The sequence below is a fragment of the Blastococcus sp. URHD0036 genome (genome assembly GCF_000701365.1).
In the GTDB taxonomy this organism is placed as follows: Bacteria; Actinomycetota; Actinomycetes; order Mycobacteriales; family Geodermatophilaceae; genus Trujillonella.
Genome location: NZ_JNIK01000013.1, coordinates 369,003 through 391,601, shown reverse-complemented (window position 1 = coordinate 391,601; position 22,599 = coordinate 369,003). Strand labels below are relative to the sequence as shown.

The following is a 22,599-nucleotide window of genomic DNA, read 5'->3' as shown; positions in this document are numbered from 1 at the left end:
AGGCGCACACACCCCGGAGGGGGACCATGGGCCGCTACATCGCGCGCCGACTCCTGATCGCGATCCCGACACTGGTGGGCGCGTCCATCCTGATCTTCGCGATGGTCTACGCCCTGCCCGGCGACCCGATCCGCGCACTCGCCGGCGACCGGCCGATCTCGCCGGCCGTCGTCCAGGTGCTGACCGACCGGTTCCACCTCGACGACCCGCTGTTCGTGCAGTACTGGGAGTACCTGAAGGGCCTGCTCTCGGGCGACCTCGGCACCGACTTCCGCGGCCGTCCCGTCCTGGACACCATCGAGCGCACCCTCCCGGTGACCATCCGGCTGACGATCGTCGCGGTCATCTTCGAGGCCGTGATCGGGCTCATCGCCGGTGTGCTGGCCGGTATCCGGCGCAACGGCTACTTCGACAACCTGGTGCTGGTCTCCACCACCGTGATCGTGTCGATCCCGATCCTCGTGCTGGCCTTCCTCGCCCAGCTGCTCTTCGGCCTGAAGCTGGGGTGGTTCCCGATCGCCGGGACCCGGGACGGCTGGTACAGCTACGTGCTCCCCGGGCTGGTCCTCGCCTCCGGCTCGCTGGCCTACGTGGCCCGGCTGACCCGGACGAGCATCGCGGAGAACATGCGGGCGGACTACGTCCGGACGGCCAAGGCCAAGGGGCTGCCGCCGAGCCGCGTCATCCTCCGGCACACCCTGCGCAACAGCCTGATCCCGGTCGTCACCTTCATCGGGGCCGACATCGGGGCCCTGCTCGGCGGCGCCATCGTCACCGAGACCGTCTTCAACCTCCCCGGCATCGGCCGCGAGCTGTTCGACTCCATCAAGGCGCAGGAAGGGGCCGTCGTCGTCGGGATCGTGACGCTGATGGTGTTCTTCTTCATCTTCTTCAACCTGATCGTGGACGTGCTCTACGCCGTCCTCGACCCGAGGATCCGCTATGACTGACCAGCAGCAGCGCGACCTGCTCCACGACGAGGTCGAGGCGGGGACCACCACCGGCCTCGCGAGCCCGTCGGTCGACGTCACCAGCGCCCGGCAGAACAGCCTGTGGTCCGACGCGTGGGGTTCGCTGCGCCGCAACGTGCTCTTCTGGATCGGCGCGGTCCTCACGGTGCTGTTCGCGGTGATGGCGGTGTTCCCGCAGTTGTTCGCGCGCGGACAGGACCCGCGGGCCTGCGACCTGGCGAACTCCAAGGCGCTGCCGTCGGCCGAGCACTGGTTCGGCTACGACGTCCAGGGCTGCGACTACATGGCCAACGTGGTCTACGGCGCCCGCAACTCGCTGATCATCGGCATCGTCGCGGTGCTGGTCGTGCTGGTGCTCGGCGTGCTCGTCGGGGCCCTCGCCGGGTACTTCGGCGGCTGGACCGACGGGATCCTGTCCCGGCTCACCGACGTCTTCTACGCGCTGCCGCTCATCCTCGGCGCCCTGGTGCTGCTCCGGGTGGGCCCGTCGACCAGCATCCCGATCATCAACACCCGCGGCCCCGGGGCCGTCGCGCTCGCGCTGGCGCTGTTCGGCTGGATGACGGCGATGCGGCTGGTCCGCTCGCAGGTGATCGCGGTGAAGAGCTCGGACTACGTGGCAGCGGCACGCGCGATGGGCGCGTCCAACACCCGGATCCTGGTGCGGCACATCATGCCGAACGCCGTCGCGCCGGTGCTCGTCTACACGACCATCACCATCGGCGTGCTGATCGCCGCCGAGGCGACCCTCACCTACCTGGGTGTGGGGCTGCAGCGGCCGGCGATCTCGTGGGGCCTGCAGATCGCGGCCGGGCAGGACAGCATCCGCACCGCCCCGCACCTGGTGCTGTTCCCCAGCATCGTCCTGACCCTGACCGTGATGGCCTTCATCATGATGGGCGACGCCCTGCGCGACGCCCTGGACCCGAGGCAGCGCGCATGACCCGCTCCGAGATCATCTCCTCCACCGAGCCGGCGCCCACCGGCGCCGCCCTGCTCGAGGTCGACGACCTGTACGTGGAGTTCCGCCAGCGCTCGGGCACGGTGCACGCCGTCAACGGCGTCAGCTACTCGCTGGCCCCGGGCCAGACCCTCGCGATCCTCGGCGAGTCCGGGTCGGGCAAGTCGGTCTCCGCGCAGGCGATCATGGGCATCCTCGACACGCCGCCCGCGGTGATCACCGGCGGCATCCGCTTCGAGGGCCGCGACATGCTCGCGATGCAGCCCGAGGACCAGCGCAAGATCCGCGGTCCGGGCATCTCGATGATCTTCCAGGACGCGCTGTCGGCGCTGAACCCCGTCTACAGCGTCGGCTGGCAGATCGGCGAGATGTTCCGCGTGCACCAGGGGGCCTCCCGCAAGGAGGCCAAGCAGCGCGCGATCGAGCTGATGGACCGGGTGCGGATCCCGGCCGCGGCCCGGCGGGTGAACGACTACCCGCACCAGTTCTCCGGCGGCATGCGCCAGCGCGTCATGATCGCCATGGCGATCGCCCTGGACCCGCGCATCCTGATCGCCGACGAGCCGACGACGGCGCTGGACGTCACCGTGCAGGCACAGGTCATGGACCTGCTGAAGGACCTGCAGCAGGAGACCGGCATGGGGCTGATCCTCATCACCCACGACCTCGGCGTGGTGAACGAGGTCGCCGACGACGTCGCCGTCATGTACGCCGGGCGGATCGTCGAGCGCGGCACGGTGGACGACGTCTTCACCCGGCCCGCCCACCCGTACACCGAGGGCCTGATGAAGTCGGTGCCCCAGGTCGAGGCCAAGGGCGGCCGGCTGCAGCCGATCGTCGGCCAGCCGCCGAACCTGGCCGCCATCCCCAGCGGCTGCCCGTTCCACCCGCGCTGCGCGCACCGCCGGCTCGGCGCCGCCGCGGCGCCGGGCCGCGAGTGCGCCACCGACGACCCGCCCCTGCGGCTGGTCGCGCCGGGCCGCGAGGCGGCCTGCCACTACAGCGAGGAGGTCCTGGGTGTCTGAGCCCACCACCGGAGCCACCGCCGTGTCGACCGCCTCGACGGCCGCCCTCTCGGGCGCCCGTGGCGCGATCGGCGAGACCCTGCTGGAGATCCGGGGCCTGCAGAAGTACTTCCCGCTGACCCAGGGCGTCGTCCTCCAGCGGACCGTCGGGCACGTCCGCGCGGTCGACGGCGTGGACCTGACGCTGCACCGCGGCGAGACCGTCGGCCTGGTCGGGGAGTCCGGCTGCGGCAAGTCCACGGTCTCGAAGCTCCTCGTGGCCCTGGAGAAGCCGACCGGCGGCTCGATCGTCTACAAGGGCAAGGACGTCACCGGGCTCTCCGGCCGGGCGCTCAAGGCCTACCGGCGCGAGGTCCAGATCATCTTCCAGGACCCCTACGCCTCGCTGAACCCGCGGATGACGGTCGGCGACATCGTGGCCGAGGGCTGGTCGGTGCACGCCGACGTCGCGCCTAGGAAGGGCCGGCTGAAGCGCACCCAGGAGCTGCTGGACCGGGTCGGGCTCAACCCGGACTACGTGAACCGCTACCCGCACCAGTTCTCCGGCGGTCAGCGTCAGCGCATCGGCATCGCCCGGGCGCTCGCCCTGCAGCCGGAGGTCATCGTCTGCGACGAGCCGGTGTCCGCGCTCGACGTCTCGGTCCAGGCCCAGGTGATGAACCTGCTCGAGGACCTGCAGGACGAGCTGGGGCTGTCCTACCTCTTCATCGCCCACGACCTGTCGGTGGTGCGGCACATCTCCGACCGGGTCGCCGTCATGTACCTCGGCTCGATCGTCGAGGAGGGCACCGACGCGCAGGTCTACACGCAGCCTTCGCACCCCTACACGCAGGCGCTGCTGTCGTCGGTGCCGCTGCACGAGCCGCACCTGCGCGGCCAGAAGGACCGGATCCTGCTGCAGGGCGACGTCCCGAGCCCGGCCGACCCGCCCTCGGGCTGCCGGTTCCGGACCCGCTGCTGGAAGGCCCAGGACATCTGCGCCGAGGAGGCCCCTGCCCTCGTCGACCGCGGGCAGGGCCACCCGGCCGCCTGCCACTTCGCCGAGGCCCGGATGGTCGTCCCCGTGGAGGTCGCGGAGTAGGCGCTCCTGCGGTGTTCCTCGTGCTCCTGCGGCGCTGCAGCACCGCAGGAGCGGGAGGAACACCGCAACAGGCGATGATGGCGCGGTGACCTCCACCCCCTCGCGGCGTCTGCTGCTGGTGCACGCGCATCCCGATGACGAGACGATCAACAACGGGGCGACGATGGCCCGCTACGTCGCCGAGGGCGCCCAGGTCACGCTGCTGACCTGCACGCTCGGCGAGGAGGGCGAGGTCCTCGTCCCGGAGCTGGCCCAGCTGGCCGCCGACCAGGCCGACCAGCTCGGCGGGTTCCGGATCGGCGAGCTCTCCGCGGCGATGACCGCCCTCGGGGTGACCGACTGGCGGTTCCTCGGCGGCGCCGGGCGCTACCGCGACTCCGGGATGATCGGCACCGAGGCGAACGCGAACCCGCGGGCCTTCTGGAACGCCGACCTCGACGAGGCCGTCGGGCACGCCGTCGCCGTCGTCCGCGAGACCCGGCCGCAGGTCGTCGTCACCTACGACGAGAACGGCGGCTACGGCCACCCCGACCACATCCAGGCCCACCGGGTGGCGATGGGCGCGGTCGAGGCCGCCGCGGACCCCGCCTACCGGCCCGAGCTCGGCGAGCCGTGGCAGGTCGCCAAGGTCTACTGGTGCTGCGTCCCGAGGTCGGTGCTGCGGGCGGGGGCCGAGCAGATGGCCTCGCTGGGGGAGGCCTCGCCGTTCGAGCAGCTCGGCGCGATCGAGGACATCCCGTTCGCGGTCGCCGACGAGGTGGTCACCGCCGCGGTCGACGGCCGGGCGCACGCCGGGGCCAAGGACGCCGCGATGCGTGCGCACGCCACCCAGATCACCGTCGACGGGCCGTTCTTCGCGCTCTCCAACAACTTCGGCCAGGAGGTGCTCGGCGTCGAGTACTACCGGCTCGTCCGCGGGGAGCGCGGCCCGGCGGGGGCGGCGGAGAACGGGTGGGAGGACGACCTGTTCGCGGGTCTGCCCGGGTGAGAGCGGTCGCCGGGGGAGTTCTCGCGGTCCTGCTGGCCGCCTGGTTCGCCGTCCTCGAGGTGTTCTGGCTGCCGCTGCAGTTCGGGTCCGTCCCGGTGCCGCTGTCGATCCCCGTGGCCGTCGCCGTCAACCTGCTGCTGGTCACCGGGACCCACCGGCTCACCGGGTCGCGGGCCGCCGCGGTGCTGCCCGCGGTCGTCTGGCTCGTCGTCGTCCTCCCCGCGAGCCAGCAGCGGGCCGAGGGCGACGTCCTGCTGATCGGCGACTGGCGCGGGCTGGCGTTCCTGCTGTTCGGCGTGCTCGGCGCCTCGCTCGCCGTGGGCCGCGTGCTGGGCGCCCCCGGGATGCCCGCCGGGCGGCCGGCTCAGGGGAGTGGCGCCCGCCGGTAGTGGTAGCGGTGGTGCTCGATGAACCCGTCCCGGCGGTAGAGGGCCCGCGCCGCCGCGTTCGACTCGACCACCTGCAGGTAGGACCACCGGGCGCCCCGCTCGGCACCCCACCGGTAGAGCGCGGCCATCACCGCCGAGGCCAGACCCTGCCGGCGGTGCGGCTCGTCCACCGTCACCGCGCCGACGCCCAGCCAGCCGTCGGTCACCACGCCCCGGGCGACCGCGGCGAGCGGCGCGGGTGCCGGGTCCAGGCGCACCGACGCGAAGACGACGTCCTCGGCGTCGGTGAGCACCCGGCGGGCGGCCGGGGGGAGGTCCCGGCCACCGTGCCGGTACCCGGCCAGCCAGGCGTCGTCGGGCGCGGGGGAGAGGTCGACCGCGACCCGGGCGTCGTCGCGGGCGGGAGGCAGCGGCGCGGTCAGGACCAGGGTGTCCTCGTCGCGCTCCCAGCCGGCCGCGGCGAACGCGGTCGTGGCCGCGCGGGCCTGGACGCCGGGCAGCTGGACGGCCGGCCGCAGGTCGCGCGCGGCGTACCAGCGGGTGACCGCGTCCACGGCCTGCGGCAGTGCGCAGCCGGGGTCGCCGACGACGAGGGCGGAGTTGGCGCGGCCGGTGAAGCCGCCGCCGGCGCGCAGCAGCCAGTCGCCCAGCCGGCCGGTCTCCCAGCCGCGCCAGCCGCGGGCGGCGAGGAGCTCGAGGTCGACCACGCCCAGTGGCGAGCGGCTCTGTCCCATGTCCCGATCCTCCGGGCGGGGTGCTTCCCGACCCGATGGGGGGTGGCGGCGCGGCCGGTCGCGCCGCCGACCGGGCGGGACGTCATACTGTGCGACGAGATGTGACCGGGCGCGGGAGCCCCGGTCGAGCTGCGTGTTCGGGAGGCAACACCGTGACCTACGTGATCACCCAGGCCTGTGTCGACGTCCTGGACAAGGCCTGTATCGACGAGTGTCCGGTGGACTGCATCTACGAGGGCGACCGGATGCTCTACATCCACCCCGACGAGTGCGTCGACTGCGGTGCGTGCGAGCCGGTCTGCCCGGTGGAGGCCATCTACTACGAGGACGACGTCCCGGACAAGTGGAAGGACTTCTACAACGCCAACGTGGAGTTCTTCTCCGACCTGGGCAGCCCCGGCGGCGCGGCGAAGACCGGCAAGGTCGGCCGTGACCACCCGCTGGTCGCGGCGCTGCCGCCCCAGGGCGAAGGACACTGACCTCCTCGCACGCGGGACCACCGGTTCCCGGCGGGCTCCCGGACTTCCCGTGGGACTCGCTGGGCGCCGCGCGTGCCCGGGCGGCGCAGCACCCCGGGGGCGTCGTCGACCTGTCCATCGGGACGCCGGTCGACGACACCCCTGAGGTCCTGACCGCCGCTCTCGCGGCGGCCGGCAACTCGCCGGGCTACCCGACGGCGCTGGGCACCGCGGAGCTGCGGACCGCGGCCGCCGGCTGGCTGGAGCGCCGGCTGGGGGTCCGACTGGCCGACCCGCTCGGCGCCGACCCGTCGGTGATCCCCACGGTCGGCTCCAAGGAGCTGGTCGCCCTGCTGCCGACGCTGCTGCGGCTGCGGGCGGGCACCGTGGTCATCCCCGAGGTCGCGTACCCGACCTACGAGGTCGGTGCGGTGGTGGCCGGCCTGTCGGTGCTGCGCAGCGACGTCCCGCCCGACGAGCCCGGGGACGCCGCGCTGGTCTGGCTGAACTCACCGGGCAACCCGCACGGCCGGGTCCTCTCCGACGACGAGCTGCGTGCCTGGGTCGCCTGGGGCCGCGAGCACGGGGTGCCGGTCGTCGCCGACGAGTGCTACGCGATGCTCGGCTGGGACGTCGAGCCCCGCTCGCTGCTGCACCCGGAGATCGCCGGCGCCGACCACACCGGCCTGCTCGCGGTGCACTCGCTGTCCAAGCAGTCCACCGCCGCCGGGTACCGCGCGGGGCTGCTCTCCGGGGACCCGGCACTGGTCCGCGGCATCTGGGACGTCCGCCGGCACCTCGGCCTGCTCGTCCCCGGGCCGGTGCAGGCGGCGATGGCCGCTGCGCTGGCCGACGACGCGCACGTCGACGAGCAGCGGGAGCGCTACCGGGGCCGGCGGGAGCGGCTGGCCGCGGCCGTGCGGGCCACCGGCGCCCGCATCGACCACTCGCAGGCCGGTCTGTACCTGTGGGTCACCCGGGACGAGGACTGCTGGACGACGATCGACTGGCTGGCGGATCTGGGCGTCGTCGCCGCGCCGGGCTCGTTCTACGGCCCGGCCGGCGCCCGCCACGTCCGCATGGCGCTGACCGCCACCGACGAGCGGATCGACGCGGCCGTGGAGCGCCTCGCCGGGGCGGCCCACTAGTTTCCGGGCATGACGCCACCCCGGCTGCGCCCTCCCGTCGACGGGGACGAGCGGGCCCAGCTCGTCGGCTGGCTGGACCTGCAGCGGGCGCTCGTCCCCTACAAGTGCGAGGGCCTCACCGAGGCCGACGCGCACCGGCCGGTGCTCCCGTCGTCGCCGCTGATGACGGTGGCCGGCATCGTGTCGCACCTGCGGTGGACCGAGCACTGCTGGTTCGAGGTGCTCTTCGCCGGGGCGCCGACGGACACCAACGTGCAGTTCGACGAGTCGCGCCCGGACGCCGACAAGCAGGTCGACGGGGTCCCGCTGGACCGGCTGCTCGACGAGTACGCCGGGCAGTGCGCCCGGTCGAACGAGATCGTGGCCGCGGCCGCCCTCGACGCCGTCTGCCGCAACGAGGAGTACTGCCCGGGCGTGCACCTGCGCTGGGTGCTCACCCACATGGTCGAGGAGACCGCCCGGCACGTCGGCCACCTCGACGCCGTCCGGGAGCTGATCGACGGCCGCACCGGCTACTGGTGAGGACGGTCAGCCGCAGGGGGACGCGCCGGCGTCCAGGGTCGTGGCCAGCTCGACGGCCATGGCCTCCCACTTGGCGTAGGCGAGCGGGAATCCGCTGCGCTGCACGAGCTGGGCGGCGTCCGTGAGAGGCATCGCGTCCCAGCCCGGCACCTGGAGCAGGCGGTCGTAGAAGATCCCGGCCGCGTAGGGCGGGTCCTGCACCTGCTCGGGCGTGCCCCAGCCCTGCGAGGGCCGTTGCTGGAACAGGCCGAGGGAGTCCCGGTCGCCGTGGTCGAGGTTGCGCAGGCTGGACTCCTGCATGGCCGTCGCCAGTGCGATGACGGTCGCCCGCTGGGGGAGGCCGCGGTCGCGCGCCAGCTGCGCGATCGTGCGGGCGTTGCCGATCTGCTCGTCGGTCAACGGCACCCCCGAGGCCGGCAGGGTGCACTCAGCGGTCTGCGGGACGGGCTGGTCGCCGTCCGCGCGCCAGGTCATCGCGACGAGGAGGACGACGGCGACCAGACCGGCCAGCCACCACCACGCCCGGACGAGCGTCTGGACCCCGGATGACCGGCGACCACGGGTGGGACGACGGCGGGCCCGCGACCGCGTCGCCGACTTCTTGCGCGGACCGGCCGACGGGCGCCGGGCCACCGTGCTCGCGGGGCTCATCGCCGTCGACTGTAGGTCGGCGGTCCTGTCGGTCCCGGGACCCGAGATGTCGCGTCGGCGACAGCCGTCAGTTCTTGTGCAGGTCGGCGTTCAGCGCGCCCCACTCGCCGGCGCGGGGCAGCGCCTCGAGCGCGCCGCTGACGCTGTTGCGGCGGAACAGCAGCCCGCTGCGACCGGACAGCTCGCGGGCCTTCGTCGTCGACCCGTCCGGCAGGGTGACCACGGAACCGGCCGTCACGTAGCAGCCGGCCTCGACGACGCAGCCGTCGCCGAGCGAGATGCCGACGCCGGCGTTGGCGCCGAGCAGGCAGCCGCTGCCGATGGTGACGACCTCCTTGCCGCCGCCGGACAGCGTGCCCATGATCGAGGCGCCGCCGCCGATGTCGCTGTCGGCGCCGACGACGACGCCCGCGCTGATCCGGCCCTCGACCATGGAGGGGCCCAGCGTGCCGGCGTTGTAGTTGACGAAGCCCTCGTGCATGACCGTCGTCCCCTCGGCGAGGTGCGCGCCGAGACGGACCCGGTCGGCGTCGGCGATGCGGACCCCGGACGGGATGACGTAGTCGGTCATCTTGGGGAACTTGTCCACGCCGAAGACGGTCACGTTCCCGACGGCTGCGCGCAGCCGGTGGGCGTTGAACCCGGCGGCCTCGACCGGGCCGGCGCTGGTCCAGGCCACGTTGGTGAGCAGCCCGAAGATGCCGTCCAGGTTCAGGCTGCGCGGCGTCACCAGCCGGTGGGAGAGCAGGTGCAGCCGCAGCCAGACGTCGTGGGTGTCGACCGGCGGCGCGGACAGGTCCGTGATCACCGTGCGGACGGCGACGACCTCGACCCCCCGCGCGTCGTCGGTGCGGACCAGGCCGCCGTAGTCCGGGCCCAGCTCGCCGGAGAGCTCCAGCGCGCCGAGCTGCACGGTGCCGTTGGCGGCGCCGGCGGGCGCGCCCAGCCGCGGCTCGGGATACCAGACGTCGAGGACGGTGCCGGACCGCGTCACGGTGGCGAGTCCGGCGGCGACAGCGGAGCGGGGGGCGTCGGTCACGGTCGACGACGGTACCGAGGACGTCCGGCCACCCAGCGTTCACCCGGCCCGCCGTGCCGTGGCCGACGACCCCCCGGACCAGCGCATAGGCTCGGCAGCCGTGAGCGTGCCCCCTCTCGACCTGTCGGCCGACGTCCTCGCGCTCACCCGTGCCCTGGTCGACGCGCCGTCGGTCTCCGGCGACGAGGCCGCGCTGGCCGGTGCCGTCGAGGCGGCGCTGCGCGCGCTCGGCGGGCTCGAGGTCGAGCGGGTCGGCGACTCCGTCCTGGCCCGCACGAACCTCGGCCGGCCCACCCGCGTCGTGCTCGCCGGCCACCTGGACACCGTGCCGATCGCCGACAACGTGCCGAGCCGGCTCGACGGCGACCGGCTGTACGGCTGCGGCACCAGCGACATGAAGTCCGGCGACGCGGTGATCCTGCGGCTGGCTGCCCGCTTCGGCGTCCCCGGCGCGGAGCCGGCGCACGACCTGACCTTCGTCCTCTACGACAACGAGGAGGTCGAGGCCGTGAAGAACGGCCTCGGCCGGGTCGCCCGCGAGCGCCGCGGCTGGCTCTACGGCGACCTCGCGATCCTGCTCGAGCCCACCGACGGCGAGATCGAGGCCGGCTGCCAGGGCACGCTGCGGGCGGTGCTGGAGATCCCCGGCGCGCGGGCGCACAGCGCACGCAGCTGGCTGGGCGTGAACGCCGTCCACGGTGCCGCCGGCATCCTGGCCACCCTGGCCCGGTACGACGCCCGCGAGGTCGACATCGACGGCTGCCGCTACCGCGAGGGCCTCAACGCCGTGCGGATCGAGGGCGGGGTCGCGGGCAACGTCATCCCCGACGAGTGCCGGGTGACGGTCAACTTCCGCTACGCGCCCGACCGGGACGAGGACGCCGCGGAGGCCCACGTCCGCGAGGTGTTCGCCGACGCGCTGGCCGCCGGCGTCACGCTGACCGTCGTCGACAACGCCGGGGGAGCCCTCCCCGGGCTGGCCGAGCCCGCGGCCGCGGCGTTCGTCGCCGCGGTGGGCCGCCCGCCCCGGGCCAAGCTGGGCTGGACCGACGTCGCCCGCTTCGCCGCCTTCGGCATCCCCGCCGTGAACTACGGCCCCGGCGATCCGCAGCTCGCGCACACCCGCGAGGAGTCAGTCCTCGTCGAGCGCCTGCAGCCCGCCGAGGACGCACTCGTCGCGTACCTGTCGACGCCGACCGCCTGACCCACCCCCTGGAGGAGCGCCCGCATGACGACCACGCCCGAGCCGGCCGGCGGCCGCAACCCCCGGCCGACCCGCCACCGCGGGCCGGTGATGCTGCGCGGCGGCGAGCCGGACCCGCGCACCCAGGGGACGACGACCGACGCGCGCCTGCTGGACCGGCGCGGGCCGACCGACTGGGTGCACACCGACCCGTGGCGCGTGCTGCGCATCCAGAGCGAGTTCGTCGAGGGGTTCGGGCTGCTCGCCGAGCTGCCGAAGGCCGTGAGCGTCTTCGGCAGCGCGCGCACCAAGCCCGACGACCCGTACTACGACGCGGGCGTGGAGATCGGGGCCGCCCTGGCGAAGGCCGGGTACGCGGTCATCACCGGTGGCGGGCCGGGCGCGATGGAGGCGGCCAACCGCGGCGCCTGCGAGGCCGAGGGCCTGTCGGTGGGGCTGGGCATCGAGCTGCCGTTCGAGCAGGAGCTCAACGAGTGGGTCGACGTCGGCATCGCCTTCCGCTACTTCTTCGTCCGCAAGACGATGTTCGTGAAGTACGCGCAGGCCTTCGTCATCCTCCCCGGCGGCTTCGGCACGCTCGACGAGCTGTTCGAGGCGCTGACGCTGGTCCAGACCCGCAAGGTCACCCGCTTCCCCGTCGTCCTCTACGGCGTCTCGTACTGGACCGGGCTGCTGGCCTGGATCCGGGCGACCATGGTCCCCGCCGGGACGATCAACGAGGCCGACCTGGACCTGATCACCCTCACCGACGACGTCGACGAGGTCCTCGCGGTGATCCGCGAGTCGGAGACGTGGGGGGACAGCGGCGGTGGCATGCGCGCTCCGCTGTCCACCGGCCCGTCCGATGCCTGACGCCTGACCGTGCTGTCCGCCGTCGTCTTCGTCGTCAGCGTGCTGCTGGTCGGCGGGCTGCTGTTCCTGCTCGGGTCGTTCCTGCTCGGCCGCGGGGAGACCCGGCCCCCCGCCGAGCTGGACCGCTCGCCGGTGGAGCTGCCCGCCGACCGCCCGGTGACGGCCGACGACGTGCGGGCGCTGCGGATCTCCGTCACCGCCCGCGGCTACCGGATGACCGAGGTCGACTGGTTGCTCGACCAGCTCGCCGAGACCATCGCGGAGCGCGACCGGGAGATCGCCGCGCTCCGCGGCCGGTCCGTTCCCCCGGCGCCCCCTCCGGGCCCCGGCACTGCTTCCCCCGACACCGCCGCGAGCGGGAACGGAGCGTCCCCCGATGCACATGCGTGAGCTGACCGAGCGGATCGACGTCGAGGCGCCTCCCGAGCAGGTGTGGGCAGCGCTCACCGACTGGACCCGGCAGGGCGAGTGGATGCTCGCCACCGACGTGGAGACCGTCGACGGCCCCGCCCAGGGGGTGAAGGGCCGGCTGGCCGCGCGGACCGGGCTCAAGCTCCCCGGGCGGCGCCGGCACGTCGGCGTCCTCGACACCATGGTGATCACCGAGTGGGAGCCGCCGCGGCGCGTGGTCGTCCAGCACACCGGCCGCGTCGTCCGGGGGCCGGGCATCTTCGAGGTGGAGCCGCGTGGCGAGGCGTCGAGCTTCGTCTGGACCGAGCAGCTGTGGCTGCCCCTCGGCGTCGTCGGGGTCGCCGGCTGGCCGCTGGCCAAGCCGTTCGTCGCCCTCGGGGTGCGCCTCTCGCTGCGCCGGTTCGCCGCCTTCGCCCAGACCTACCGCGCCTGAGCCGTGTCGGCCGCCGCGATCCGGACCGAGCTGGCGGAACTCGCCGACCCCGAGCGGGCGGCCGGGATGGCCCGCTACTTCCAGGTCCGGCCGGGTGGCTACGGCGAGGGCGACCGGTTCCTCGGGATCGCCGTCCCCCCGCAGCGGGCGGTCGCGAAGCGGTACGCCGCGACGACCCCGCTCGCCGACGCCGGCGAGCTGCTCGGCAGTTCGTGGCACGAGGAACGGCTCACCGCGCTGTTCGTGCTGGTCCGCCGCTTCGAGCGGGGGGACGACGACGAGCGGGCCCGGATCGTCGAGCTGTACCTCGCCCGGCGGGACCGGGTGGACAACTGGGACCTCGTCGACGCGTCGGCGCCCTACCTGCTCGGCCCGTGGTTGCTGGACCGGGACGACTCCGTGCTGGACGAGCTCGCCGGGTCGCCGTCCCTCTGGGACCGGCGGATCGCGGTCATGGCCACCTTCGCCGGGATCCGCGCCGGGCGCCCGGAGGCGACCCTGCGGATCGCCGACCGGCTGCTGACCGACCCCGAGGACCTGCTGCACAAGGCCGTGGGATGGATGCTGCGCGAGGTGGGCAACCGGGACCTCGCGTGCGCGGAGGCCTTCCTCGGACCGCGGTACCGCCGGATGCCGCGCACGATGCTGCGGTACGCGATCGAGCGGTTCCCCGCCGACCGCCGCCGCGACTACCTCGCCGGCCGGGTCTGACCGCCTCAGCCCCGGTCGAGGGCGAGGCGGGCACCGAAGCCGAGCAACGCGCAGGCGGTGAGGGCGTCCAGTGCCCGCCGCACCGGCCGCCGGGCCAGCACGCCACGAGCCCGGTGCAGGACGGCGACCAGGACGAGCGACCACACCACCCCGATCACGGCGTGGGTGAGGGCGAAGGCGACCAGCACGGGCACCGCGGCGTCCGGGCCGAGGAACTGCGGGAGGACGGCCAGGTAGAACGCCAGCACCTTCGGGTTGGTGATGTTGCTGAGGAACCCCTGCCGGAACCCGCGGAGTGCGACACCGTCGGCCGGGGTCGCCCGGCCCGCCAGGTCGGCGTACTCGCCGCGGACGGCCGAGCGCAGCGCCTGCAGGCCCAGGAACACGAGGTAGGCGATGCCGAGCCACCGGATCGTCTGGAACAGCGGCTCGACGCGGACGATGACGGCGGCCAGCCCGGCGGCCGCGGCCGTTCCCTGGACGGCGTTGGAGGCGGCGATGCCGAACGCGCTCCACGTGCCGCGGCTGCGGCCGCCCGCCAGCGTGTTGCGGATGACTACGGCCGTGTCCGGTCCCGGCACCAGGACGAGGACCGCGGCGAACACGAGGAAGGAGCCGTAACCCGACACCGGCTAAGCGTCCCGCACGAAGGCCAGGGACTCACGGGCGAGATCGAGGTCGGCGGCGTCGTCCGGGCCGAGGGCGATCCACTCGCGCATGGCGGCACCCCGGCCGTTGCGGAAGGGCGTCCCCGCGCCCGCGGCCACCAGGGCCTGCACCCGTGCCCGCGGCAGCTTGAGCACCAGGGCGCCGTCGACGGACATCGCGACGATCGAGCCACCGGCCTTGAGCGCGCCGGACCCGAACCCGCGCGAGCCGCCCTCGCCGGGCAGCTGGACGCCCGGTTCGCCGGCCAGGGCATCGGCGAGCGCCGCGAGGCGGCGTCGGGAGTCGTCGGTCATGGCCGTCATGATGACCGGGTGCGGAACGTCTGCGGAGCGGATCGGTGAGCCGGCGCGGCTGGGTGCTCTTCCTCGCCATGTCGGTCATCTGGGGCGTGCCGTACCTGCTGATCAAGGTGGCGGTCGAGGACCTGTCGCCGGTCGTCGTCGTGTTCGCCCGCTGCGCCATCGGCGCCGCCCTGCTGGTGCCCTGGACCATCGCCCGGGGTCACCTGCGCCCCGCGCTGCGGCAGTGGCGGTGGCTCCTGGCCTTCACGCTGCTGGAGATGACCGGGCCCTGGCTGCTGCTGTCCTACGCCGAGACCTCCCTGTCCAGCTCGCTGACCGGACTGCTGGTGGCCGCGGTGCCCTTCGTGGCGGCGATCGCGGGGCGGGTGCTGGGGGAGGAGCGGCTCACGCCGGTCCGGCTGGCCGGCATGGGGCTCGGCGTCGTCGGCATCGCGGTGCTGCTCGGCCTGGACGTCGGCGGCGCGCAGCTGCTCCCGCTGCTGGCCGTCGCGCTCACCGTCATCGGCTACGGGACGGCGCCGCTGATCGTGACCCGGAAGCTGGCCGACGTCCCCGGCGTGGCCGCGAGCTCGATCGCGCTGGTGGTGACCGCGGTCGTCTACGCACCGTTCGCGCTCACCCGGCTGGACGAGGTGGGTCGGGCGGACGGGGCGGCGCTGCTGTCGGTGGCCGTGCTGGGCGTCGTCTGCACGGCCCTGGCGCTGTCGTTGTTCTTCGCGCTCATCCGCGAGGTCGGGCCGCAGCGGGCGCTGGTGATCACCTTCCTCAACCCCGCCGTCGCGGTCCTGCTCGGCGTGCTCGTGCTCGACGAGCCGTTCACCCTCGGGCTGGCGCTGGGGCTGCCGCTCGTGGTCGCGGGCTGCGTGCTGGCCACCCGCCGCAACGAGCCGCGCGCCGCCGACGAGCCGGCCGTGGAGACCCCCGTCCCCTGAGGACGCGACCGCGTCGGCTGTCCGTGGGGTCCGCGTGCTCGTGCTCTGCCCAGCATCGTGGGCAGAGCACGAGCGAGCGGGAAGGGGGATCCGGACGCCGCCTCCCGTGGACGGCGGACAGGACCGTCGGTCGGCCGGGCTAGCGTCCGCGCGTGGACCGGATCCGATGCGCCTGGGGCGACAGCGCCCCCGAGTACGTCACCTACCACGACGAGGAGTGGGGGGTGCCGCTGCACGGGGACGACGCCCTCTTCGAGCGGCTCACCCTCGAGGCGTTCCAGTCGGGGCTCTCGTGGTTGACCATCCTGCGCAAGCGGCCGGCCTTCCGCGCGGCCTTCGCCGGCTTCGACATCGACGCGGTGGCGGAGTTCACCGAGGAGGACCGCGCGCGGCTGATGGCCGACGCCGGCATCGTGCGCAACCGCGCGAAGGTGGACGCCGCGATCACGAACGCGCGCGCCGCCCAGCGGCTGCCCGAGGGGCTCTCGGCACTGCTGTGGTCCTTCGCCCCGGAGGGGCCCCGGGAACGGCCGGCGACCCTCGCCGACGTGCCCGCCACGACCCCCGAGTCGGTCGCCATGGCCAAGGAGCTGAAGCGTCGCGGGTTCGCCTTCGTCGGCCCCACGACGGCCTACGCGCTCATGCAGGCGACCGGGATGGTGGACGACCACGTGGCCACCTGCTTCCGCGCGCTCACCTGAACGGTGTCCCCAGGTTGGTCTCGGGGGCGGGCATACGGGATCATGGGCACAGCTCACTGCACTGAAGGACGCCACACCGCCGCCAGCACGGTGGCGGGTGGCCGGCGAAGGAGGCACGCATGGCGGCCATGAAGCCGCGCACGGGTGAAGGTCCCCTGGAGGTCACCAAGGAGGGGCGCGGCCTGGTCATGCGCGTACCGCTCGAGGGCGGCGGGCGTCTCGTCGTCGAGTTGTCGCCCGACGAGGCGACGGCGCTCTCCGAGGCACTGAAGGGCGCGACCAGCTGAACACCGCGGGAAGCCCGCCTCCGGGCGGCCCCGCACCGGGCGACGCGGCCCCGGCCGCCGGCATCACGCCGGCGGCCGGGGCCGCGCCGTTGCCGGGGGTCGAGCTGCTGGCCGCGCTGCCGGTGCTCGGTGAGGACGACGTCCTCGCCGTGCCGGTGGGTGCCGGCGGCACGCTCCCCGGCTGGCTCACGGACCCGGACCCCGCGCGGGCGGCGCCGGTGCCCGCGGATCTGCTCGCCGGCGCGCTGCGCGACACCGGGAACACCGGCGCCACGGGGAAGATCACCAACCTGCCGGTGCCCGGACGGCGACCCCGCAGCGTGGTCGCGGTCGGCACCGGCTCCGGCACGCTGCCGGAACTGCGCTCCTACGTCGCCATCGCGGTGCGGCGCGCGCAGACCCTGGCCGAGTTCGGCGCCCGCCGGCTGGTGCTCCCGCTCGACGGGGTGGCCCCCGCCGGCGCAGACGAGGTGCGGGCCGCCGTCGAGGCCGCGCTCCTCGCCGGCTACCGCTTCCGGGACACCAGCCGGCCGCACCCGCCGCGCCTCGCCGAGGTGCTCGTGGTGGCCGCCGACGCGCAGGACCCCCGCGTCGCCGCCGCGGCGCACGCCGGCCGGGTGACCGGCGAGTCCGTCGCCTGGGCCCGCGACCTGGTGAACACCGCCCCGAACACCAAGAGCCCGGAGTGGCTCGCTGATCAGGCCCGGGAACGACTCGGCGGGCTCGAGTCCGTCACGCTCACCGTGCTCGGGCCCGACGAGCTCCGAGCCGGGGGCTTCGGCGGCGTGCTCGCCGTGGGCGGCGGCTCGGCGCGAGGGCCCCGGGTCGTGGTCGCGCGCTACCGGCCGGCCGGGGCGCCCGACGGCCGTCCGGTCCTGGTCGGCAAGGGCATCACCTACGACAGCGGTGGTCTCTCCATCAAGACGAACGCCGGCATGCGCGAGATGAAGACCGACATGGCCGGTGGCGCCGCCGTCCTCGCCGCCGTCGACGCCGCGGCGCGGCTGGGGCTCCCGGTCGCCGTGACCGCGGTGGTCCCGGCCGCGGAGAACGCCGTCTCCGGCGACTCCTACCGGCCCGGGGACGTCGTCCGGCACGTCGGCGGCCGGACCACCGAGGTGCTGAACACCGACGCCGAGGGCCGCCTGGTGCTCGCCGACGCCCTCGCCCACGCGCGGCTGGAGCTGGGCGCGACGGTGCTGGTCGACGTCGCCACGCTCACCGGCGCGATGAAGTCCGCCCTGGGATCCCGCACCGCGGGCCTCTACGCCACCAGCGACGGGCTGGCCGACGCCCTCACCACCGCCGCCGGCCACTCCGGGGAACGCGTGTGGCGGATGCCGTTGGCCGGGGAGTACGCCGACACCCTCGAGAGCACCGTCGCCGACGCCAACAACGCACCCGGCAACCCCGGCGCGACGACGGCGGCGCTGTTCCTGAGGCCCTTCGCCGGGGAGCTGCCGTGGGCCCACCTCGACATCGCCGGGCCGGCCCGCGCGGGCTCCGACGAGGCCGAGGTGGTCAAGGGCGGCACCGGGTACGGAGCCCGACTGCTGCTGCGCTGGCTGGAGGCCGGTGCGCCGGTCGACCCGACGCCCACCGTGGAGGACTGACATGGCCGACGACGACGGCGTCGTGTTCCCGGCAGACCTCGAGGGCCGGCGCAGCACCGCCGCGGTCGGCCGTGCGGTCGTCGCCGACGCGCTGCGGCCGGTCGACCCGCCCGGTGCGCGGGCCGCGGAGCAGGAGACGAACTGGCGGGGCGGCTACCTCGTGCACTTCCGCCGGCTGGTCGAGGCCGGGCTGGCCGATCCGGCGGCGGCGCGCACCCTGGCCGCGGCCGGGCTCGCCTCGCTGCACGACCGGATGCGCGTCGCGGCCGACGGCGAGGAGCGACCCCTGGCCTCCCTCGACGCGGAACCGGCCGGACGGACGCTCGGCACGCGGGAGGTGCGGGGCACCGCCGAGCCCGAGCGGGAGCTCTCCCTTCCGTTCCGCGGCGCGCGGCTCCGGGGCGACGACCTGGCCCGCCGGCTCGATGCCTGGGTCACGGCCGGCGCACTGGAGCCGTCCGCGGCCGAGGCGGTCCGCGCCGTCGCCGCCCACCCCGAGTGGCTCGCCGTCCCCGACCGGACGATCGTCGTGCTCGGTGCCGGCGCGGAGATGGGGCCGCTGACCGCGCTGCTCCGCTGGGGCGCCCGGGTGGCCGCCGTCGACCTTCCGCGGGCGCCGCTGTGGCGGCGGGTGCTGGAGACCGCCGACCGGGGTGCGGGCACGCTGGTCGTCCCGGCCGGCCGGGACGACGGCGACCCCGCCGAGGCCGCCGGCGCCGACCTGGTGCGGGAGGTGCCCGCGGTCGCCGAGTGGATTGCAGCCCTGCCGGGGAGCCTGGTGCTCGGCAACTACGTCTACGCCGACGGCGCGGACAACGTGCGCGTCTCCACCGCCGTCGACGCCCTGACGCTGCGCCTGCAGCGGGAGCACCCCGACCTGGCCCTGGCCTTCCTCGCCACGCCGACCGACGTCTTCGCCGTCCCGCGGGAGGCGGTCGAGCACTCGGTGCGCGCCTACGCCGGCCGGTCGACCCCCGCGAAGCTGCTCGTCCGGCCGTTGCGCACGGTCACCGCCGGCCGGCTGCTGCAGCGCGGCTACGTGCCCGGTGCCGAACCCGGGGTCAACGACAGCCTCGTCGCCCAGCAGGGGCCCAACTACGCGCTGGCCAAGCGGCTCCAGCGCTGGCGGGCGACCACCGCGCGGGCGGCCGGGACGACGGTCTCGATGAACGTCGCGCCGCCCACCCGCACCCGCTCCGTGCTCAAGAACCGGGCGCTGGCGGCGGCCTACGCCGGTGCCCACCGGTTCGGCGTCGAGGTGTTCGAGCCGGCGACCTCCAACGTGCTCATGGCCGCGCTGCTCGTCCACGACCTGCAGACCGGCGGCGGGCCCCGGCACGAGCACCCCTGGCAGGACGAGGCGCACGCCGCCGTGCACGGCGGGCTCTGGCGCACCGCCTACGCCCCGCGCAGCGCGCTGGGTCTCGCGGCGCTGCTCGGGCTGGGCGCGGCGCGCGGCTGACCGCGTCCCGCCCCGGGAGGATGGCCGGCGTGCCGCCGCCCGCCCGCTCGCGCCGCCTGCTGCCCGCGCTGGTCGCCGGCGCGGTCGTCGTGCCGGCCGCGGTCGTCCTGCTCGCGCTGCGTCCCCTCGCCGGCGGGTCGGACGCCGGCGGCATCGCACCCGCGCCGACCGCGACCGCTGCGCCGAGCCCGGAGGAGGCGGCCCCCGCGCCCGCGGGGACACCCGTGCCCCAGCCGCCGGCCACCTGCTCGCCGGCCGGCCTGCGGATCACCGCCGGACCGGTCGACGCCGCCGTCGGCCACCGCGCCGCCGTGCTCACCGTGACCAACTGCGGAACGGAGCCGCGGGACGTCACCGGCTACGCCGACGTCGCCGTCCTCGATGCCGCGGGGACGCCGATGCCGGTCGCCGTGGTCCACGAGTCGACGTACACGGTCATCGACCCCGGCCCCGTGCCGCTCCTGCTGCAGCCGGGGGAGAGTGCGGTCACCGGCATCTCCTGGTCGGCGACCGTCACCGACGGCGAGATCGGGGAGGGGCAGGCGGTCCGGGTCGCAGCCGTGCCCGGCGACACCGCCCAGGTGCTGCCGATGTGGGTCGACCTCGGCACCACGGGGGAGATCGCGGTCGCCGCCTGGGCGACCGAGCTGGCGCGCTGAGGCCGGTCACTCCCCGGTGGCGCCGTCGATCGCTTCACGCAGCAGGTCGGCGTGGCCGTTGTGCCGCGAGGTCTCCTCCAGCAGGTGCAGCAGCATCCACCGGAGGCTGAACCGCTGGCCGTCGGGGAGCGGCACGGACAGCGCGTCGAGGTCCCCGGTCGCGGCGACGACCTCGTCGGTCCGCCGGCAGGCCAGCCGGTAGCGCTCGCGCAGCTCCTCGGGGTCGAGGTCGAGCGCCCGGTCGAACTCCCAGTCGGGGGTGGCCTCCCAGTCGATCCCCGCCCACGGCTCGGGCGACGGCTGACCGGCGAAGCGCTCGACCGCCCACGACTCCTCGACCAGCGCCAGGTGGTGGACGAGGCCGGCGAGGGTGAGGGACGACGACGGCAGCCGCCGGCCCAGCTGCTCGCGGGCGAGCCCCTCGGTCTTCAGCAGCATCGTGTCCCGCTGGTAGGTGAGGAAGCCGGTCAGCTGGACGGTCTCGGAGGCGTCCTTGGGGGGATCGATGCGCACGCCGGCCACCCTCGCACCCGCTCCTGACACGGCGCACGCGACTTGTGTCAGCGCCGTGTGCGCCCCGTGCCAGCGCCTCCCCGCATCGTCGGCGGCGACGAGAGGGGAACCATGACCATGGCGATCGAGGCCGAGGGCCTCACCAAGCGGTTCGGGACGACGCAGGCGCTGGCCGGTGTCGACCTGCACGCCCGCGAGGGCACGGTGCTGGGTGTGCTCGGGCCCAACGGCGCGGGCAAGACGACGGCGGTCCGGGTGCTGGCCACCCTGGTGCAGCCCGACTCCGGCAGCGCCCGCATCGCCGGCCGCGACGTGCTGGCCGACCCGGCCGCCGTCCGCTCGCTGATCGGGCTGACCGGGCAGTACGCCTCGGTCGACGAGGACCTGACCGGCACCCAGAACCTGCTGCTCATCGGCCAGCTGCTCGGGCTGCGCACCCGCGAGGCCCGGGCGCGGGCCGTCGAGCTGCTCGAGTGGTTCGACCTCACCGAGGCCGCCGCCCGCACCGCGAAGACCTACAGCGGCGGCATGCGCCGGCGGCTGGACCTCGCGGCCAGCCTCGTCGGCCGGCCGTCGGTGATCTTCCTCGACGAGCCGACCACCGGGCTCGACCCGGCCAAGCGCGAGGAGATGTGGGACGTCGTCCGCCGGGTGGTCGCCGACGGCGCCACGGTGCTGCTGACCACGCAGTACCTGGAGGAGGCCGACGCCCTCGCCGACGACATCACCGTCATCGACCGCGGCCGGGTCATCGCCCACGACACCCCCGACGGCCTCAAGCACCACGTCGGCGGCCAGCGGCTGCGCGTCCGGCCCGTGGACCCCGCCCGTGCCGGCGACGTCGCGCGGCTGCTCACCGAGCTGACCGGCGGCGCGCCGGCGGTCAGCGACCGCGGCGACCTCACCTGCCGGGTGGCCGACGACGCGCTGCTGCCCGAGCTCACCACCCGGCTGCAGCGGGCCGGCGTCCCGGTGAGCGAGCTCTCCCTGCACCTGCCGAGCCTCGACGAGGTCTTCCTGACCCTCACCGGCCGGCCCACCGACGAGATCCCCCTGGAGGCGGCATGACCACGACCCTGACCGAGCGGGCGATGCCCCTGCCGGCCGCGACGACGACCCCGACGACCAGCTCGTTCTGGCGGCAGGCCGTCGTCCTCGCCCGGCGCAGCCTGATCAAGACCTGGCGCACGCCCGAGGCGCTGATCGACGTCACCCTGCAGCCGATCATCTTCCTGGCGCTGTTCACCTACGTGTTCGGCGGCGCGATCGCCGGCGGCTCGCAGGAGGACTACCTGCAGTTCCTGCTCCCGGGCCTGCTCGGGCAGACGATCGCGATGGCCAGCGTCTCCCTGGGCCAGAACCTCAACGCCGACATCGAGAAGGGCGTCTTCGACCGGTTCCGGTCGCTGCCCATCGCCCGGTCGGCGCCGCTGGTCGGCGCCGTCATGGCCGACCTGGTCCGCTACCTGATCCTGTTCACGGTCATGGTCGGCGTCGGCATGCTCATGGGGTTCGACCCGGCGAGCTGGACCGGGGTGCTCGGTGCGCTGGTCCTCGCCATGGGCTTCGCGCTGTGCTTCGGCTGGATCTCGGTCTACATCGGGATGATCGTCCGGACCCCGGGTGCGGTGCAGGGGATCATGTTCCTGCTGATCTTCCCGCTCGCCTTCGGCAGCAACGTCTTCGTCTCCACCGAGACCATGCCGGGCTGGCTGCAGGCGTTCGTCACCGTGAACCCGATCAGCCACCTGGTCAGCGCGGTCCGCGGCATGATGCTCGGCGGCCCCGTCGGCAACAACGTGGTCTGGACCCTCGCCTGGATGGCCGGCCTGCTCGCGGTCTTCCTGCCGCTGGCCGTCCGCGCCTACCGCAAGCGCGCCTAG

At 74.5% G+C, this 22,599-nt stretch carries 28 protein-coding genes; 22 read left to right on the top strand and 6 right to left on the bottom strand.

The genetic code is table 11. The features are described 5' to 3' along the window. The first annotated feature begins 26 nt into the window (after positions 1-26). From N555_RS0111700 to N555_RS0111675, 6 genes are all read left to right on the top strand, one after another. Positions 27-950: an ABC transporter permease gene (locus tag N555_RS0111700; protein ID WP_029431672.1), complete on the top strand. Its 924-nt coding sequence runs from the start codon at positions 27-29 to the stop codon at positions 948-950. Further along, complete coding sequence (locus tag N555_RS0111695) at positions 943-1,914, top strand: ABC transporter permease (RefSeq protein WP_029431671.1); 972 nt, start codon at positions 943-945, stop codon at positions 1,912-1,914. The genes N555_RS0111700 and N555_RS0111695 overlap by 8 nt, the downstream gene beginning before the upstream one ends. Continuing rightward, positions 1,911-2,957 carry an ABC transporter ATP-binding protein gene (locus N555_RS0111690; RefSeq protein WP_029431670.1) on the top strand — a complete coding sequence of 349 codons (1,047 nt, stop codon included), beginning with the start codon at positions 1,911-1,913 and terminating at the stop codon, positions 2,955-2,957. Before N555_RS0111695 ends, N555_RS0111690 begins: the two co-directional genes overlap by 4 nt. Further along, positions 2,950-4,038 carry an ABC transporter ATP-binding protein gene (locus N555_RS0111685; protein WP_081866145.1) on the top strand — a complete coding sequence of 363 codons (1,089 nt, stop codon included), beginning with the start codon at positions 2,950-2,952 and terminating at the stop codon, positions 4,036-4,038. Before N555_RS0111690 ends, N555_RS0111685 begins: the two co-directional genes overlap by 8 nt. A gap of 85 nt (positions 4,039-4,123) precedes the next feature. After that, positions 4,124-5,026, top strand: coding sequence for an N-acetyl-1-D-myo-inositol-2-amino-2-deoxy-alpha-D-glucopyranoside deacetylase (mshB, locus tag N555_RS0111680; protein ID WP_029431668.1), 903 nt, complete (start codon positions 4,124-4,126; stop codon positions 5,024-5,026). Next, positions 5,023-5,415 (top strand): DUF6113 family protein, encoded by a 393-nt coding sequence (locus N555_RS0111675; RefSeq protein WP_029431667.1) that lies wholly within the window; start codon positions 5,023-5,025, stop codon positions 5,413-5,415. Before mshB ends, N555_RS0111675 begins: the two co-directional genes overlap by 4 nt. Here N555_RS0111675 and N555_RS0111670 read toward each other — a convergent pair. Beyond that, positions 5,391-6,149 (bottom strand): GNAT family N-acetyltransferase, encoded by a 759-nt coding sequence (locus N555_RS0111670; RefSeq protein WP_029431666.1) that lies wholly within the window; start codon positions 6,147-6,149, stop codon positions 5,391-5,393. The two genes, N555_RS0111675 and N555_RS0111670, sit on opposite strands and share 25 nt — an antisense overlap. A 152-nt stretch (positions 6,150-6,301) precedes the next feature. Between N555_RS0111670 and fdxA the strand changes: the two genes are divergently transcribed. From fdxA to N555_RS0111655, 3 genes are read left to right on the top strand one after another with little or no spacing between them, the layout of a single operon-like run. Next, positions 6,302-6,628 (top strand): ferredoxin, encoded by a 327-nt coding sequence (gene fdxA / locus N555_RS0111665; RefSeq protein WP_029431665.1) that lies wholly within the window; start codon positions 6,302-6,304, stop codon positions 6,626-6,628. Continuing rightward, entirely contained in the window at positions 6,625-7,755 is a 1,131-nt protein-coding gene (gene dapC, locus N555_RS0111660) for a succinyldiaminopimelate transaminase (protein ID WP_029431664.1), read from the top strand. Before fdxA ends, dapC begins: the two co-directional genes overlap by 4 nt. A gap of 9 nt (positions 7,756-7,764) precedes the next feature. Continuing rightward, on the top strand, positions 7,765-8,277 hold the full coding sequence (locus N555_RS0111655; protein WP_029431663.1) for a DinB family protein: 513 nt from the start codon (positions 7,765-7,767) through the stop codon (positions 8,275-8,277). Between the two features lie 6 nt (positions 8,278-8,283). Here the strand turns inward: N555_RS0111655 and N555_RS28970 are convergent, their stop codons facing one another. Together N555_RS28970 and dapD are read right to left on the bottom strand one after the other, a co-directional pair. Next, the gene (locus tag N555_RS28970) at positions 8,284-8,928 is read right to left on the bottom strand and encodes a hypothetical protein (RefSeq protein WP_156036324.1); all 645 of its coding nucleotides are present in this window, start codon (positions 8,926-8,928) and stop codon (positions 8,284-8,286) included. A 67-nt stretch (positions 8,929-8,995) separates the two neighbouring features. Beyond that, positions 8,996-9,967 carry a 2,3,4,5-tetrahydropyridine-2,6-dicarboxylate N-succinyltransferase gene (gene dapD, locus N555_RS0111645; RefSeq protein WP_029431661.1) on the bottom strand — a complete coding sequence of 324 codons (972 nt, stop codon included), beginning with the start codon at positions 9,965-9,967 and terminating at the stop codon, positions 8,996-8,998. A 100-nt stretch (positions 9,968-10,067) separates the two neighbouring features. Here dapD and dapE point away from each other — a divergent pair, with 100 nt between their 5' ends. The 5 genes from dapE to N555_RS0111620 are packed head-to-tail and all read left to right on the top strand — an operon-like array spanning position 10,068 to position 13,578. Next, positions 10,068-11,171 carry a succinyl-diaminopimelate desuccinylase gene (dapE, locus tag N555_RS0111640; protein WP_029431660.1) on the top strand — a complete coding sequence of 368 codons (1,104 nt, stop codon included), beginning with the start codon at positions 10,068-10,070 and terminating at the stop codon, positions 11,169-11,171. Between the two features lie 24 nt (positions 11,172-11,195). Next, a complete protein-coding gene (locus N555_RS0111635; RefSeq protein WP_029431659.1) occupies positions 11,196-12,023 on the top strand; it encodes an LOG family protein in 828 nt (275 codons plus the stop codon). 9 nt (positions 12,024-12,032) lie between these two features. Then, positions 12,033-12,413, top strand: coding sequence for a DivIVA domain-containing protein (locus N555_RS0111630; RefSeq protein ID WP_029431658.1), 381 nt, complete (start codon positions 12,033-12,035; stop codon positions 12,411-12,413). After that, positions 12,400-12,867, top strand: a complete 468-nt coding sequence (locus N555_RS0111625; protein WP_231502706.1) for an SRPBCC family protein — start codon at positions 12,400-12,402, stop codon at positions 12,865-12,867. Before N555_RS0111630 ends, N555_RS0111625 begins: the two co-directional genes overlap by 14 nt. Before the next feature lie 3 nt (positions 12,868-12,870). Then, positions 12,871-13,578: a DNA alkylation repair protein gene (locus N555_RS0111620; RefSeq protein ID WP_029431656.1), complete on the top strand. Its 708-nt coding sequence runs from the start codon at positions 12,871-12,873 to the stop codon at positions 13,576-13,578. Positions 13,579-13,583: 5 nt separating this feature from the next. Here N555_RS0111620 and N555_RS0111615 read toward each other — a convergent pair whose 3' ends face one another. Together N555_RS0111615 and N555_RS26815 are read right to left on the bottom strand one after the other, a co-directional pair. Then, a complete protein-coding gene (locus tag N555_RS0111615; protein ID WP_029431655.1) occupies positions 13,584-14,207 on the bottom strand; it encodes a LysE family translocator in 624 nt (207 codons plus the stop codon). 3 nt (positions 14,208-14,210) lie between these two features. Further along, positions 14,211-14,540 carry a luciferase domain-containing protein gene (locus N555_RS26815; RefSeq protein ID WP_051683971.1) on the bottom strand — a complete coding sequence of 110 codons (330 nt, stop codon included), beginning with the start codon at positions 14,538-14,540 and terminating at the stop codon, positions 14,211-14,213. Positions 14,541-14,584: 44 nt separating this feature from the next. Between N555_RS26815 and N555_RS0111605 the strand changes: the two genes are divergently transcribed. The 6 genes from N555_RS0111605 (at position 14,585) to N555_RS0111580 (ending at position 20,203) form a co-directional block, all read left to right on the top strand. Then, complete coding sequence (locus N555_RS0111605) at positions 14,585-15,481, top strand: DMT family transporter (RefSeq protein WP_029431653.1); 897 nt, start codon at positions 14,585-14,587, stop codon at positions 15,479-15,481. Positions 15,482-15,633: 152 nt separating this feature from the next. Then, entirely contained in the window at positions 15,634-16,182 is a 549-nt protein-coding gene (locus N555_RS0111600; RefSeq protein WP_029431652.1) for a DNA-3-methyladenine glycosylase I, read from the top strand. Between the two features lie 119 nt (positions 16,183-16,301). Next, positions 16,302-16,469, top strand: coding sequence for a DUF3117 domain-containing protein (locus N555_RS27425; protein WP_081807929.1), 168 nt, complete (start codon positions 16,302-16,304; stop codon positions 16,467-16,469). Between the two features lie 89 nt (positions 16,470-16,558). Continuing rightward, positions 16,559-18,082: a leucyl aminopeptidase family protein gene (locus N555_RS0111590; RefSeq protein ID WP_034509854.1), complete on the top strand. Its 1,524-nt coding sequence runs from the start codon at positions 16,559-16,561 to the stop codon at positions 18,080-18,082. Position 18,083: 1 nt separating this feature from the next. Beyond that, the gene (locus N555_RS0111585) at positions 18,084-19,544 is read left to right on the top strand and encodes a hypothetical protein (protein ID WP_029431650.1); all 1,461 of its coding nucleotides are present in this window, start codon (positions 18,084-18,086) and stop codon (positions 19,542-19,544) included. Positions 19,545-19,573: 29 nt separating this feature from the next. After that, entirely contained in the window at positions 19,574-20,203 is a 630-nt protein-coding gene (locus N555_RS0111580) for a DUF4232 domain-containing protein (RefSeq protein WP_197028974.1), read from the top strand. A gap of 6 nt (positions 20,204-20,209) precedes the next feature. On the opposite strand, the gene N555_RS0111575 is transcribed toward N555_RS0111580, so the two are convergent. Beyond that, a complete protein-coding gene (locus N555_RS0111575) occupies positions 20,210-20,716 on the bottom strand; it encodes a DinB family protein (protein WP_197028973.1) in 507 nt (168 codons plus the stop codon). A gap of 111 nt (positions 20,717-20,827) precedes the next feature. Between N555_RS0111575 and N555_RS0111570 the strand changes: the two genes are divergently transcribed. Both N555_RS0111570 and N555_RS0111565 read left to right on the top strand, forming a co-directional pair. Next, positions 20,828-21,784 carry a daunorubicin resistance protein DrrA family ABC transporter ATP-binding protein gene (locus N555_RS0111570; RefSeq protein WP_029431647.1) on the top strand — a complete coding sequence of 319 codons (957 nt, stop codon included), beginning with the start codon at positions 20,828-20,830 and terminating at the stop codon, positions 21,782-21,784. Further along, a complete protein-coding gene (locus N555_RS0111565) occupies positions 21,781-22,599 on the top strand; it encodes an ABC transporter permease (RefSeq protein ID WP_029431646.1) in 819 nt (272 codons plus the stop codon). Before N555_RS0111570 ends, N555_RS0111565 begins: the two co-directional genes overlap by 4 nt.

Excerpts from the sequence above, each read along its gene's own strand:
- N555_RS0111700 (WP_029431672.1), top strand. The coding sequence starts at position 27 with ATGGGCCGCTACATCGCGCGCCGACTCCTGATCGCGATCCCGACACTG.
- N555_RS0111695 (WP_029431671.1), top strand. The coding sequence starts at position 943 with ATGACTGACCAGCAGCAGCGCGACCTGCTCCACGACGAGGTCGAGGCG.
- N555_RS0111690 (WP_029431670.1), top strand. The coding sequence starts at position 1,911 with ATGACCCGCTCCGAGATCATCTCCTCCACCGAGCCGGCGCCCACCGGC.
- N555_RS0111670 (WP_029431666.1), bottom strand. The coding sequence starts at position 6,149 with ATGGGACAGAGCCGCTCGCCACTGGGCGTGGTCGACCTCGAGCTCCTC.
- N555_RS0111655 (WP_029431663.1), top strand. The coding sequence starts at position 7,765 with ATGACGCCACCCCGGCTGCGCCCTCCCGTCGACGGGGACGAGCGGGCC.
- N555_RS28970 (WP_156036324.1), bottom strand. The coding sequence starts at position 8,928 with ATGAGCCCCGCGAGCACGGTGGCCCGGCGCCCGTCGGCCGGTCCGCGC.
- N555_RS0111635 (WP_029431659.1), top strand. The coding sequence starts at position 11,196 with ATGACGACCACGCCCGAGCCGGCCGGCGGCCGCAACCCCCGGCCGACC.
- N555_RS0111625 (WP_231502706.1), top strand. The coding sequence starts at position 12,400 with ATGCACATGCGTGAGCTGACCGAGCGGATCGACGTCGAGGCGCCTCCC.
- N555_RS26815 (WP_051683971.1), bottom strand. The coding sequence starts at position 14,540 with ATGACCGACGACTCCCGACGCCGCCTCGCGGCGCTCGCCGATGCCCTG.
- N555_RS27425 (WP_081807929.1), top strand. The coding sequence starts at position 16,302 with ATGGCGGCCATGAAGCCGCGCACGGGTGAAGGTCCCCTGGAGGTCACC.
- N555_RS0111585 (WP_029431650.1), top strand. The coding sequence starts at position 18,084 with ATGGCCGACGACGACGGCGTCGTGTTCCCGGCAGACCTCGAGGGCCGG.
- N555_RS0111570 (WP_029431647.1), top strand. The coding sequence starts at position 20,828 with ATGACCATGGCGATCGAGGCCGAGGGCCTCACCAAGCGGTTCGGGACG.
- N555_RS0111565 (WP_029431646.1), top strand. The coding sequence starts at position 21,781 with ATGACCACGACCCTGACCGAGCGGGCGATGCCCCTGCCGGCCGCGACG.